Annotated in this window: 12 protein-coding genes; 8 read left to right on the top strand and 4 right to left on the bottom strand. The window is 40.4% G+C overall.

Going from position 1 to position 13212, the window contains the following annotated elements:
• The first annotated feature begins 121 nt into the window (after positions 1–121).
• The 5 genes from CF394_RS01555 (at position 122) to CF394_RS01575 (ending at position 8399) form a co-directional block, all read left to right on the top strand.
• Entirely contained in the window at positions 122–1153 is a 1032-nt protein-coding gene (locus CF394_RS01555; protein ID WP_094941813.1) for a M42 family metallopeptidase, read from the top strand.
• 61 nt (positions 1154–1214) lie between these two features.
• The gene (locus CF394_RS01560; protein WP_094941509.1) at positions 1215–2783 is read left to right on the top strand and encodes a peptide chain release factor 3; all 1569 of its coding nucleotides are present in this window, start codon (positions 1215–1217) and stop codon (positions 2781–2783) included.
• A 123-nt stretch (positions 2784–2906) separates the two neighbouring features.
• Entirely contained in the window at positions 2907–5981 is a 3075-nt protein-coding gene (locus CF394_RS01565; RefSeq protein ID WP_094941510.1) for an efflux RND transporter permease subunit, read from the top strand.
• 209 nt (positions 5982–6190) lie between these two features.
• Entirely contained in the window at positions 6191–6967 is a 777-nt protein-coding gene (locus tag CF394_RS01570; protein WP_094941511.1) for a TerC family protein, read from the top strand.
• Positions 6968–7046: 79 nt separating this feature from the next.
• Positions 7047–8399 carry a TrkH family potassium uptake protein gene (locus tag CF394_RS01575; RefSeq protein ID WP_094941512.1) on the top strand — a complete coding sequence of 451 codons (1353 nt, stop codon included), beginning with the start codon at positions 7047–7049 and terminating at the stop codon, positions 8397–8399.
• Between the two features lie 21 nt (positions 8400–8420).
• Here the strand turns inward: CF394_RS01575 and CF394_RS01580 are convergent, their stop codons facing one another.
• Complete coding sequence (locus CF394_RS01580) at positions 8421–10136, bottom strand: B12-binding domain-containing radical SAM protein (RefSeq protein WP_094941513.1); 1716 nt, start codon at positions 10134–10136, stop codon at positions 8421–8423.
• Positions 10137–10649: 513 nt separating this feature from the next.
• On the opposite strand from CF394_RS01580, the gene CF394_RS01585 reads away from it, so the two are divergent.
• Complete coding sequence (locus CF394_RS01585) at positions 10650–11099, top strand: MarR family winged helix-turn-helix transcriptional regulator (RefSeq protein WP_094941514.1); 450 nt, start codon at positions 10650–10652, stop codon at positions 11097–11099.
• A gap of 36 nt (positions 11100–11135) precedes the next feature.
• Here CF394_RS01585 and CF394_RS01590 read toward each other — a convergent pair whose 3' ends face one another.
• The 3 genes from CF394_RS01590 to CF394_RS01600 form a co-directional block, all read right to left on the bottom strand.
• Positions 11136–11771: a hypothetical protein gene (locus CF394_RS01590; RefSeq protein ID WP_094941515.1), complete on the bottom strand. Its 636-nt coding sequence runs from the start codon at positions 11769–11771 to the stop codon at positions 11136–11138.
• Positions 11772–11817: 46 nt separating this feature from the next.
• The gene (locus CF394_RS01595; protein ID WP_094941516.1) at positions 11818–12426 is read right to left on the bottom strand and encodes a CPBP family intramembrane glutamic endopeptidase; all 609 of its coding nucleotides are present in this window, start codon (positions 12424–12426) and stop codon (positions 11818–11820) included.
• Positions 12427–12488: 62 nt separating this feature from the next.
• Positions 12489–12680, bottom strand: a complete 192-nt coding sequence (locus tag CF394_RS01600) for a YkvS family protein (RefSeq protein ID WP_094941517.1) — start codon at positions 12678–12680, stop codon at positions 12489–12491.
• A 90-nt stretch (positions 12681–12770) separates the two neighbouring features.
• On the opposite strand from CF394_RS01600, the gene ykzS reads away from it, so the two are divergent.
• Both ykzS and CF394_RS01605 read left to right on the top strand, forming a co-directional pair.
• Positions 12771–12947 carry a protein YkzS gene (gene ykzS / locus CF394_RS15540; protein WP_106408200.1) on the top strand — a complete coding sequence of 59 codons (177 nt, stop codon included), beginning with the start codon at positions 12771–12773 and terminating at the stop codon, positions 12945–12947.
• A 55-nt stretch (positions 12948–13002) separates the two neighbouring features.
• Complete coding sequence (locus tag CF394_RS01605) at positions 13003–13161, top strand: aspartyl-phosphate phosphatase Spo0E family protein (protein ID WP_094941518.1); 159 nt, start codon at positions 13003–13005, stop codon at positions 13159–13161.
• Positions 13162–13212 lie beyond the last annotated feature (51 nt).

Here is a 13212-nt window from a genome sequence, read left to right on the forward strand (position 1 = left end):
TTGTACCTCCTTCGGCCAAACGAATAGTGATTGCCGTAATTTGTTATAGTAGAAGTGTAGCAGGAAACATTCATGTTGACTATAGATTCTGGTATGATGAAACGTGGAAGGATGGGAGATAATGAAAACAAAAGTAGAACTACTTAAAGAACTTGTATCCATACCAAGCCCAACAGGGTTTACACAAGAAATCAGCGCCTGGATAAGATCATACATAGAAGAAATCGGATTTACACCTGTAGTCACTAATAAAGGAGCTATCATTGTCAAAGTTCCAGGAAAGTCTTCTGACAGAGCACGACTGTTAACAGCACACGTAGATACTTTAGGCGCCATGGTGCGTGAAATTAAAGCAGATGGCCGTCTGAAATTAACAAAAGTAGGAGGCTTCTCTTGGAATGCGGTCGAGAATGAGACGTGCACCATTCACACAAGAAGTGGAGAAACATATCGGGGCACTATTTTGTTGCACCAAGCATCTGTTCATGTCTATGCAAAATCAGGGCAGGTTGAGCGTTCGGATGACACGATTGAAGTTCGGATCGATGAAGTTGTGACGAAAAAAGAAGAGACAGCAAAATTAGGTATTGAGGTGGGAGACTTTGTTAGCTTCGATCCTCGTTTTGAACATACAGCAAGTGGGTTCATTCGCTCTCGTCATCTAGATGATAAAGCTAGTGTGGCGTTGCTACTGTCCCTGCTTCAAAATGTGAAACAAAACAAGTTACAGTTCCCAGTAGATACGTATTTTTATATTTCTAATAATGAAGAAATCGGTTACGGAGGAAACTCTTCGATACCGGAGAATGTCGTGGAGTATCTTGCAGTAGATATGGGAGCTCTTGGTGATGGTCAGGCTTCCGATGAATATACAGTTTCTATTTGCGCTAAAGATAGTTCAGGCCCTTATCATTATGAATTGACAAGTCATTTGATTCAACTCGCAAAACAAAATGACATTGCGTATAAAGTGGATATTTATCCGTACTACTCTTCAGATGCTTCTGCAGCAGTTTCTGCCGGTGCAGATGTCAAGCATGCACTTTGCGGTGCTGGCATCGAATCTTCTCACGCTTATGAGCGGACACATGAAAAATCATTAAACGCAACGTACCGATTACTTGAAGCATATGCAACTAGTAACTTGCTTTAACTTGCCTTCGCTGCCAAAAATACGTATGATTAGATAGGCAAAAATGAAGGAGAATAACACAATGAATACTAAAGAAGAAATTCAAAGAAGACGAACTTTTGCCATCATCTCTCACCCGGATGCCGGGAAGACGACGATGACGGAAAAGCTATTATATTTTGGTGGAGCCATTCGTGATGCAGGAACAGTCAAAGGGAAAAAGACAGGGAAGTTTGCAACTTCTGACTGGATGGAAATTGAAAAGCAACGGGGAATTTCTGTAACGTCTTCGGTTATGCAATTTGATTACCGCGGAAACCGCATCAACATTTTGGATACACCTGGTCACCAAGACTTCAGTGAAGATACTTACCGGACATTAATGGCAGTAGATAGTGCTGTAATGATTGTCGATGCAGCAAAAGGAATTGAAGCGCAGACGCTGAAGCTGTTTAAAGTCTGTCGCATGCGTGGAATTCCAATTTTTACGTTCATCAACAAATTGGACCGACAAGGGAAAGAGCCTCTAGAACTAATGGAAGAAATCGAAGAAGTTCTAGAAATTGAGTCTTATGCGATGAACTGGCCAATTGGGATGGGGAAAGAATTCTTAGGGATTTACGATCGTTACAACAACCGTATCGAGCAGTTCCGTACGAATGAAGACGAACGTTTTTTAGAAGTGGATGAAGAAGGCGAGTTAGTAGCCGACCATTCTATGAAAGAAACCTCGTACTACAAGCAAGCTATGGAAGATATTCAATTGCTTGCTGAAGCAGGAAATGATTTTGATGAAGAACGCGTCCGTAAAGGGGAATTAACACCTGTATTTTTCGGGAGTGCGCTAACTAATTTCGGTGTTCAGACATTCTTAGAGACTTATTTGGACTTTGCACCGAAGCCACAACCGCGAGCAACAAACGTAGGCGATATTGTCGATCCGACGAATGAAGAGTTCTCTGGCTTCATCTTTAAAATTCAAGCGAACATGAACCCAGCTCACCGAGATCGGATTGCTTTTGTGCGAATTGTATCTGGTGAATTTACTCGTGGAATGAATATCACGCTCTCAAGGACAGGTAAGTCTTACAAGGTTTCCTCATCTACACAGTTCCTTGCAGATGATCGAGAAACGGTAGATACAGCTGTTGCAGGAGACATCATTGGTTTATATGACGTAGGGAACTATCAAATCGGAGATACTGTAGTAGGCGGTAAGAAGGGCTTTGAATTTGAAAAGCTTCCTCAGTTCACACCGGAATTGTTTATGAAAGTGACCGCAAAAAACGTCATGAAATCAAAGCATTTCCATAAAGGGATTCTACAGCTCGTGCAAGAAGGTGCCATTCAGTATTATAAGACGCTTCATACAGAAGATGTCATTCTTGGTGCAGTCGGACAACTTCAGTTTGAAGTGTTCGAACACCGGATGAAAAATGAATACAACGTAGAAGTGCGTATGGAACCAATTGGCTCGAAAGTTGCAAGATGGATTGAAAATGAAGAAGAAGTAAAGGAATCGATGACTGGACCTCGTAGTATGCTGGTCCGTGACCGGTTTGATCGTTACGTCTTCTTGTTTGAAAATGATTTTGCTATGCGCTGGTTCCAAGACAAATATGAACATATTCGTCTGTACAATCTTTTATAAAAACGATTGCGAACAACTTTTGACAAGGTTGTTCGTTTTTTTTCTATTCTGAAGCATTGGAGTTTGTAATCGAGCGCCAGTCCACCTATGATTAAAGTAATGCACGTGGAGGGAGAATACAGTATGAACTTAAGTAGGTTTTCTATAAAAAGACCCATTTTTACAATAGTTACCATGTTGGTAATTTTAATTCTCGGTGGTGTCTCGCTCACCAAGATCCCGGTGACTCTGATTCCAAACTTGAATCCGCCTATTGGTGTAGTCGTTACCAATTATTCGGGAGCTTCCCCAGTCGAAGTCAATGAAAAGCTTACAAAGCCTCTAGAGGCCCAGTTCAGCACACTTCCTGGCATTGAGACGGTCAGCAGTACCTCACAAGAAGGCGCTAACTTTATATTGCTTCAATTTGACTGGTCTACATCTATAGATGATGTTCAGTTAGATATTCTACAACGAATTGATTTAGTGCCGCTTCCTGAAGGCGCGCAACAACCTCGCTTCTTAAAATTTGATCCTGCTCAGTTTCCAATTATCCAAATGGCGATTAACGCTACTGGAGATCAAGATATAACAGAACTTGCAGATGATATTGAACAGCAGCTTCTACGTACAGAAGGTGTGGCGAGTGTCAGCATCTCGGGAACCATGGTCGAGGACATCTTAGTGGACACAGACCCAGCTCTCCTAGAAGAACAAGGACTGACATTGACGGATGTCGTTCAAGCAGTCCAGTCTTCGAATGTTTCGTTACCGGGGAACCCGATTGAAACAGAAGACAACCAAAAATTAACGACACGTGTTCTTTCAAGTGTCACGTCGGCAGATGATGTAGCGGGCTTGGCTATCACAGTGAATCCTCTATCTGGTGAATCTGTGACAATCGGCGATGTTGCAGAAGTACGTGTAGGGGAACGGAATCAAAGCACTATTACTCGTGCCAATGATGAACCTGCGATTTTAGTCTCTGTATTCCAAGAGTCCAGTGCGAATACTGCGAGTGTTTCGACGAACTTCCAAGAGACGGTTGATGAACTTCTTGAACAGCCTGCTTATGAAGATATTGAGGCCTCCATCCTCTTCGATCAAGGAGATTACGTGAAACTAGCAATCAACAACATCGGGCAATCGCTATTATTTGGAGCCGTATTTGCCATGCTAGTGCTGTTTGTCTTTTTACGAGGAATTCGAAGTCCAATCATCGTAGGAGTAGCCATTCCCTATTCGGTTGTCGTGACGTTTGTCTTAATGTACTTTACAGGGTTCTCGTTAAATATTATGACACTAGGGGCCTTGGCGCTTGGAATCGGGATGCTTGTGGATAACTCGATTGTTGTTATCGAGAACATCGAGAGGCATATGGGATTAGGGAAGGATCGAAAAGAAGCCGCTCTTGTAGGTACAAAAGAGATGGCTGGGGCGATTACCGCTTCTACTTTGACAACGATAGCAGTCTTTGTTCCAGTTATCTTCCTGTCCGGTTTGATTGGGCAATTATTTAAAGAGTTTGCTCTAACGATTTCGTTTAGTCTATTTGCATCACTAGTTGTTGCATTGACCATTATTCCAATGGCTGCGAGTCTCTTCGTGAAAAAGCAAAGAGGAGATATCGAAGCCAAGCGACGCCGTTCCAAAGCCTATAACAATTACGAGCGCTCTATTAAATGGGCTCTTGGCCATCGTGCGCTGTTACTTCTTGTAACGACCGTATTGATTGTCGTCTCTTTGTTCGGTCTTTACCGAGTCGGAACAGAGTTCTTGCCTCCTACTGATGAAGGGTTTGTGACCGTACAAGTAGAATTGCCAAACGGTGCTTCTCTAGATGCTACTGAAGGAATTGTGTCTGAAATCGAAGCAGTATTCAAGGAACAAGAGGACGTGGAGGTCTACACTTCTTTAATTGGTAGTAACCAGGAACAACAGTCGCAAGGGTCAGGGTCTCAAAATGAAGCCGAAATCTATGTGAAAATGGTTGATTTAGAGGCACGTGAGCGCTCTGTTTTCCAATTTGTTGATGACGTCAAGCCAGAAGTAGAAGAGCTTCTTGGGGAACGAGCAGAAGTGGAGTTTGCACTTCAAACAGCTGCTGGATCTACTCCGAACTCACTTACATTTACTATGACTTCGTCAGATCGACAAGCTCTTGAACAGTCGGTTTCAAAAGTGGAAGAGTTAATCCGTGACGAACAGTATGTCACGGAAGTAAGTAGTGATCTTTCCGATACAGTGGAAGAAGTGGTCATTACCATTGACCGTGACAAAGCACGGGAATTCGGATTTGTGCCCGCACAAATTGCACAGAATGTAACAGAAGCTACAAGAGGCGTTTTCTCTACACAAGTTGTGACAGAAGAAGACGAGGTCTTTAGTGTGTTTGTACAATATCCAGAGGATAGCTATGCATCTGCAGATGACTTGTCAAACTTTAATCTACGCGCTCCTTCAGGAAGCTTTGTCGCGTTAGATGAAGTGGCAGACATTTCTACAGTGGCATCACCAGTTTCTATTCGTCAAGTTGATCAAGAGCAAGCTGTTACTGTGGATCTGACTTACGAATCTAGTCAAACGCTTGGTGAGATGTCGACTAGAATCGATGCGCTCATCGAACAAGCAGAGGTTCCTGAGAGTGTTGAAGTCACGTTTGGGGGAGACCGTGAACTTTTAGAAGATGCAGCAGCTGATATGATTTTAGCAGTGGTATTAGCTATAGTTCTCGTCTATCTCGTGATGGCCGCTCAGTTTGAGTCATTCAAGTATCCATTTGTCATCCTCTTTACAGTTCCGCTATTAATCATTGGGGTAGGAATTGGCTTATTTGTTACATCGACACCAGTAAGTATTCCAGGTGTCATTGGAATATTGATACTTGTGGGGATTGTGGTGAACAACGGAATTGTACTAGTAGATACAATCAATTCACGAAAAGCGGAAGGCATGCCTTCATTTAATGCCATAGTATCGTCATCTAAAGATCGGATTCGGCCTATTTTAATGACCGCGCTCACTACCATTCTTGGATTGGTACCGCTCGCTCTAGGTATTGGTGAAGGAACAGAAATTAATCAACCTATGGCGATTGTCGTTATCGGAGGATTAACATCAAGCACATTCTTCACATTGTACATCATTCCAATTATTTATAGTCTATTAGACAAAGAGACACGAAAGCGCGCTACTGAAAAGACGTTTACAGCGAACTAGAATGTGGTATACTATTTTCATAACAAAATAAGACCTTGACAGCTGTCAAAGGGGAGTAGCTTTAGGGGGATTTCCCCTATTTCATAGTCGTCATTACATGGCTTAGCCATCGGTTATGATTGGTAGATACAATCTACTTAGCAAGACCTTTGTCTTTTATTAGGCATAGGTCTTTTTTGTTTTCAAAATTAGGTTTTAGGAGTGAAGAAATGGAAGCGATACTTTTAGAGTATGGTTGGGTACTACTTGTACTAATCGTATTAGAGGGTTTACTTGCAGCAGATAATGCCGTAGTTATGGCTGTTATGGTAAAGCATTTACCGCGCGAACAACAAAAGAAAGCTCTATTCTATGGATTGATGGGAGCCTTCATATTCCGATTTGCAGCACTATTCTTAATCACATTCTTAGTAAACATTTGGCAAGTTCAAGCATTAGGTGCTGCTTACCTATTGTTTATCTCAGCTAAGCATATATGGGATCAGAGGAAGCATAAAGGGGAAGAACTCGCAGAAACACATTCCCCTGAAACAAAAGGTTCTGGTTTCTGGATGACAGTTTTAAAAGTAGAACTGGCAGATATCGCGTTTGCCATCGACTCGATGCTGGCAGCTGTGGCAATCGCTGTTACGTTACCAGAAGTCGGAAACTTTGAAATCGGTGGTATTAATGGTGGTCAATTCGCTGTGATGTTCTTTGGTGGTGTAGTGGGTCTAATCATTATGCGATTTGCAGCTCATAAGTTTGTCCAACTCCTTGCAAAGTATCCAACACTAGAAACAGCAGCATTCTTAATTGTTGGATGGGTAGGGGTCAAACTTCTAGTTCTTACATTGTCACACCCACAAATTCAAGTGTTAGATGAGCATTTCCCACACTCTACGGAATGGAAACTGATTTTCTGGATTGTCTTATTAGTTATTGCTGTTGGTGGTTATTTACTTGGAGTCAAACGCAACCGTGAAATACCAGGTGAAAAAATGTAAAAAAGATAGGAGAAATCCTATCTTTTTTTTATATAGTTTTCTATACTAAAGGGTATTACAAAGAAGGAGACATCATCTTATGAAGCAAGTTCCACTACCTTCTACTAAAAGTTTAACACCCGCTCAAATCATCGTTTCTTATTATTTTATAGCGATTGCCATCTCTGTAGCCCTTCTTTATCTTCCTGGGGTAACCGAAGCAGATGCAGAACTCAGCTTTATCGACACGGTATTTGTTGCTGTTAGCGCCGTCAGTGTAACCGGTCTTTCGCCGGTTAATATCGCCGACACATTTACTGTTTTTGGGTACGCCATTATCATGATGATTCTTCAACTCGGAGGAATTGGGATCATGTCAATCGGGACATTTGTGTGGTTAATTGCCGGCAAGAAAATTGGTCTTCGCGAAAGGCAATTGATTATGATTGACCATAACCAACCGACGCTTTCAGGTGTAGTTAAACTGATTCGTGAAATTGTGAAAATTCTACTACTCATTCAATTAGTTGGGTCTATTATTCTATCTCTTTATTTTATGCAGGTTTTTGAGGATCCCAAATTCGCTATTTTAAATGGTATTTTCTCAACGATTTCTGCTACAACAAATGGTGGATTCGATATAAACGGAGACTCGCTACTGTCGTTCCGTGGTGATTATTTTGTGCAATCCATTCACATGTTACTTATTGTGCTTGGAGCCATAGGGTTTCCAGTACTCATTGAAGTAAAAGAGTTTTTATCGAATAAAGATAAGACATTCCGCTTTTCCTTATTTACTAAGATCACAACAGCTACTTACGGGGCTTTACTTGTAATTGGTGCTATTGGAATTTATGTATTGGAGTACTTTAATACGTTCCGTTTTTTAAGTTGGCATGATGCTCTATTTGGAGCCTTGTTCCATTCGGTTTCCTCTCGTTCTGGTGGATTAACTACGATGAATATTGAAATGTTTGATCAAGGGACAAACTTCTTTATGTCCTTCTTGATGTTTATTGGAGCGTCACCTAGTTCAGTAGGTGGAGGAATTCGAACGACCACATTTGCGATTGCGCTCTTGTTTCTAATCAATTTCTCAAGAGGAAAGAACGAGATTCAGATTTTTGGCCGAGAAATTCATTTGATTGACGTGTTTAGGTCCTATGCGGTGATCTTACTAGCTGCACTAATTGTTATTTTTTCTGCGATTTTATTATCTGTTACAGATCCAACGATTCCTATCACTGCGCTAATCTTTGAAATCACAAGTGCGTTTGGTACCTGTGGGATGTCCCTAGGTGTTACCGATGACCTTTCGAATATAGGAAAAGTGACTATCATGTTCTTGATGTTTATAGGACGTGTGGGACTCATTTCCTTCCTATTTACATTAGGTGGTAAATCAAATTCCACAAAATTCCATTATCCGAAAGAGCGTGTTATTATCGGATAACTAGAAAAGAAGCATTTCCAATTAGGAAAATGCTTCTTTTTTTGCTGTCTGAACTTCAAACCAGACATGAGGTGTATCAAAGAAATAAAGAATAGGTGTCAGACCGTTTGGTGTGACAATTTCTGTTACAAATGCACGCTTAAACAACTCACGCTCATAAATAACATGTTCGACCAAGTAAGGGTACTCTTCTCTATCAGAGAGAACCTGATGCAATAGTACGGAACGATGTTCTGGTTGAATGGTTTCTTCCCACCAAACGTGACGTGGAATGAATTTTTGGTGGGCTAGATAATCAAGTTTCATTTCAGAGAGCACAGAAGCACTCATCATGTCTTTAGAGATAAGGAATGCTTGGAGGCGCTTGAACAAATCTTCAAATTGGTGACCGATCCGCGACCAGTTATGGTGCGTCCAGTAATCTCCAAATTGTTGGAAGAAATCAAATGGTGTCTCAAAAACATGTGAAACTAAGTACTCAATTGTGCGCTGGAATTTTTGACTGTTCCAATACTTCTCTAAAATATCTTCTACATTTTTGATTCGGATGATCTCACTGAACGAAAGGACAGAATTCCCCACGATTTCATATGGCGCTTGATCAACGAATTGATACCCATATTTAGCGGCGTCAATGCGAAGACCTGTTCCACGTAACAGTTTTAAAAATCCGAGCTGCAATTCTTCAGGGCGGAGAGCAAATACATCATTAAAAGTTTGACGGAAAGATTGATAGTCTTCTTCAGGAAGTCCAGCAATCAAGTCAAGATGCTGGTCAATCTTCCCTCCATCGCGAACCATCGTAACAGTTCTTGTGAGCTTTTCAAAGTTTTGTCTTCTCTTCACGAGGTCGTTTGTATGATCGTTCGTTGATTGAACGCCAATCTCAAATCGGAATAACCCTTTAGGGGCATTGTCATTCAAATACTGAATTACTTCAGGTCTCATAATGTCAGCGGTAATTTCAAACTGAAAGACGACACCGGGGCGATGTTCTGTAATTAAGAATTCAAACATTTCCATCGCGTAGCTTCGAGAAATATTAAACGTACGATCTACAAATTTAATAACCTTAGCGCCGTTGTCCATAAGATAACGAATATCCTCTTTAACAGCTTCTCTCGCAAAGTAGCGAACGCCTACTTCTATTGAAGACAAACAGAACTGACAAGAGAAGGGACAGCCTCGGCTAGTCTCCACATAGGTGACCCTTTTTCCTAAAGATGCAACATCATCCGGATTCCGATAAGGAGAAGGGGAGGTCCGTAAATCCAACTTTGGAGGGAGCATCGTCATTTTATAGTTGCCGTTTTCCATGTAAGCAATTCCGGCTACTTCAGATTTCTCCCTTGAACCGGATTGGAACTGAAGGAACTGACGAAACGATTCTTCCCCTTCACCTATGATGATGTAATCTATGGAAGGGTGAGTTTTTAACCAATAATCTGTATCATAGGAAACCTCAGGTCCTCCTAAGATGATAGTCGTCTCTGGGGAGATCGTCTTATACATTTCGACGACTTTTAGAGTTTCTTCGATATTCCATATATAACAGCTGAATCCGAGAATAGTAGGTTTCAATTGATAGATTTCACTGACAATAGATAGAATAGGATCTTTAATTGTAAACTCTTTAATAGATATATCGAATTCATTGCCACTATATGCTTGGAGATGACGAATGGCAAGATTGGTATGGATGTATTTAGCGTTTAATGTTGTAAGTAAAGTTTTCATGCTATCTTCCTTTCATTCTTTCTATTTTAACAGTCCAAATGTGTCGACAATATAGGCTAAAAATACTATGCACATTAAATTCAAAATATGAAATGATCAGAATTAGTTGATAACTTAGGGGTGGAAGGAGATTCTTCATTGATTATTGAGAGGGTATTTAAGAAAAAGTACGAGTATATGTTTAATAAATTCGCGACAGGAATCTTAGTAATCAATCAGCTAGGGATGATTGAAGAAATCAATTTATAAGCGTGTAATCAATTCGGCTTAGAGCGTGATCAGCTAGTCAATCAACCTATCTCAACAATTAAAGAAACGGGAACAGGTCTTGGACTAGCGCATGCTTCTCGTGTCATGGAGGATTTGAGAGGAAGAATTGAAGTCGCAAATAACTTAGCTGGTGGGGCTAGTTTTTATTATTTCTTCCCAACTGCAGTCTATGTGTGATTTTGACACACTATATTTTTCCTACTATAATGTAGTCAGCGCAAATCGAGATAGGTGGGACTGCATATGGCAACCGAGCAAGAACGACTCGAGGCATTGAAATTATTTATTGTATTGTCTCGTTCGCATAAAGTACTTCATGAATCAACTAATCAATTTTTCCAAGACCACGGGCTGAATCCAACAGAATTTGCTGTTTTGGAACTCCTTTACCATAAGGGCAGACAAGCTTTACAAAAGATTGGTAGTAAAATATTGCTGGCTAGTGGCTCTATAACATATGTGGTAGATAAGTTGGAGAGACGCGGCTTTATCAATCGGATTGCAAGTGATGAAGATCGCCGGGTCACCTATGCAGAGATTACAGCTGAAGGAAAAGCTTTTATGGAAGAGCTTTTTCCAAAACATGAACTTCAGTTAGTAGAGCTGATGAGTGTTTTAAATGTAGAGGAAAAACAAACGTTAACTGAGCTCTTAAAAAAACTAGGGTTGTCTATTAAAAACTTATCTATATAACAAAACAGGGACTGCGAGATGCAGTCCCTGTTTTGTTTAGTTCGTTTGAAGAGTTGAAAGCATTTGAATGAATTCGCCAGTTTTCATCACGTCTGACACATCATAAATTGTGGCGCGTACGTAATGTAGCTCTGTCTCGAAAACATATCCGCTTACTTGACCGCCCTCCACATCCATTTCATAGCCAACAGGCATGTCAACATTTGGTAGCTTTGTTGGAGAAGAAATTCCCATGAGAGAACCAGCGTTGTCAGATGCTTGAATCGTTTGTTTTAAAGTATCCACAAGCTGTGTACGGTCTCCCTCTTCTTTTGAAATAGTTTCAATACGCATGAATGCTGCATCGTTCTCATCGAAGTAGACCACGTCTCGATTTGGCTCTTCTGCAGTTAACGAATAGCCATCAAGTAGTTCTAAAGAGAATGGTTGATTGTCGCTTTCTACGCGTTCACCGATGGGTTCTACTGCTTCTGGCTCTTCCTCTGCAGCTTCACCAGTGTCTTCTCCCGCTTCTGTTTCTTCCTCAGTCGTATCTTCACTAGGGTCTTGCTCTCCAGAAGTGACTTCTTCTGTTTCTTCTGGTGTTGCAGAATCCGTATCATCAGAAGTTCCACAAGCAGATAACAATAGAATTAGTGCACTTGATGCAATTGCTGCTTTCCAAATTTTCATATTGACCACTCCTTTTGTTTAGTAGACGGTCCGGTGGTGAAATGTTTCACTCAATTGGTAAAACTAAAAACAATAAAATAAGGGCAGTGCTGTGTGTCACAATGAGAAGAGGCATACTTTTTTTCCATTCGTATAAAAGACCCCATAACAAGCCTGAGAAGAGGCCAGCTAACGCTCCATATACAAATCCTCCCACAAGTAGGGAAATGGAGAAAAGGATAGAAGCAGCGAGTACTGCATAAAACGTAGGGAGATACTTTTTAAAGTACTGTTGAACGAACCCTCTCCAAAAAAATTCTTCGGCAGGAGCAATAATAAAGAATAACAGCATAAAATGCCAAATCGTAGTTGGACCGAATGCTTCTAAAAACCGATGGATCGGTGCAACAGATAGAAACGGGATTACATCAATTACCCAGTAGCTCGCTGCAAATAAAAAGTAAGTGAGAGTGCCATACCCTACACCTAATAATAAGTATTCTAAAGTTTGGACTTCATCTTCTACTTTCGCATATAGTAAGGACACACCCATTAAAAATAGGATAGTAAAGGAATAGAAGTACCAAAATGTGTCAGAATCTTGAAATGTGAAAAAAAATAAAGCATAAGCTATAGCAAGAATAGTCGAAACCTTATAAAATTGTAGTGACTGCACTAATAATCTCCTTTCAGAAAATTAATAGAAAGAAAACCGCAAAACCAATGAAGGTCAAGCGGTTATTGTTCTTCAGAGCCATGGATGATTTTATAACGTTTATGGTTGATAACGGTCTTTTCTTCCATTTCAAGCTCATCAAAGTTTTCCATGAACGTCAGATCCACGATGACAGAGTTTTCGTTTACTTTTTCAACAATACCTTGTAGACCATCTTTGAATTCGATAATATTTCCAACTTCAGCAATTTTCAACTAGATTTCCCCCTTCTCTATATTCACAGTTTGCCTTAAACCGTAGACTTCGTAAAGGGAAAACTATAAAAATAAGACAAGAGGTATAGAATGGAACAATTTGAACAACTAAAATCAGGAGAATTGAAGGAATTGGTTTTAACTAAAGAGCAATTTCTTGAAGTAAGAGAAGAGCTCGTAAAACGAGCTGATTTTAAACATTTTATCGGTACAGCCTATCCAGGTGGAAAAGTAAGATATCGATGGAGTGTTAATCCGAGAACATGATTGTTTTTTTACGGAATTCTAGTGTACACTGTTAAAAAGTGGATGGAGGTGCACAATGACAAAAACATTGCTTAACCAGTTAGAACAAGTAAGGCAAGATATGATTCAATGTGCATCTGAGAAAGGCTTGACTGATGAGTCAACCATTCGTCTGAGCGAAGAGTTGGATCAATTAATTAATCAATATTATAAAGAATTTAAAAAAAATAAATAAAAAAGGTTTAACTAGTAGAGAGAGTGGAAATACTAAGAAAGAACACAGCAA

The organism is Tetzosporium hominis, assembly GCF_002265435.1.
Classification (GTDB): Bacteria; Bacillota; Bacilli; order Bacillales_A; family Planococcaceae; genus Chryseomicrobium; species Chryseomicrobium hominis.

Bases quoted from the DNA above. Each gene is read 5' to 3' on its own strand.
- CF394_RS01560 (WP_094941509.1), top strand. From the start codon at position 1,215: ATGAATACTAAAGAAGAAATTCAAAGAAGACGAACTTTTGCCATCATC.
- ykzS (WP_106408200.1), top strand. From the start codon at position 12,771: ATGGAACAATTTGAACAACTAAAATCAGGAGAATTGAAGGAATTGGTT.
- CF394_RS01555 (WP_094941813.1), top strand. From the start codon at position 122: ATGAAAACAAAAGTAGAACTACTTAAAGAACTTGTATCCATACCAAGC.
- CF394_RS01590 (WP_094941515.1), bottom strand. From the start codon at position 11,771: ATGAAAATTTGGAAAGCAGCAATTGCATCAAGTGCACTAATTCTATTG.
- CF394_RS01575 (WP_094941512.1), top strand. From the start codon at position 7,047: ATGAAGCAAGTTCCACTACCTTCTACTAAAAGTTTAACACCCGCTCAA.
- CF394_RS01585 (WP_094941514.1), top strand. From the start codon at position 10,650: ATGGCAACCGAGCAAGAACGACTCGAGGCATTGAAATTATTTATTGTA.
- CF394_RS01565 (WP_094941510.1), top strand. From the start codon at position 2,907: ATGAACTTAAGTAGGTTTTCTATAAAAAGACCCATTTTTACAATAGTT.
- CF394_RS01580 (WP_094941513.1), bottom strand. From the start codon at position 10,136: ATGAAAACTTTACTTACAACATTAAACGCTAAATACATCCATACCAAT.
- CF394_RS01570 (WP_094941511.1), top strand. From the start codon at position 6,191: ATGGAAGCGATACTTTTAGAGTATGGTTGGGTACTACTTGTACTAATC.
- CF394_RS01605 (WP_094941518.1), top strand. From the start codon at position 13,003: ATGACAAAAACATTGCTTAACCAGTTAGAACAAGTAAGGCAAGATATG.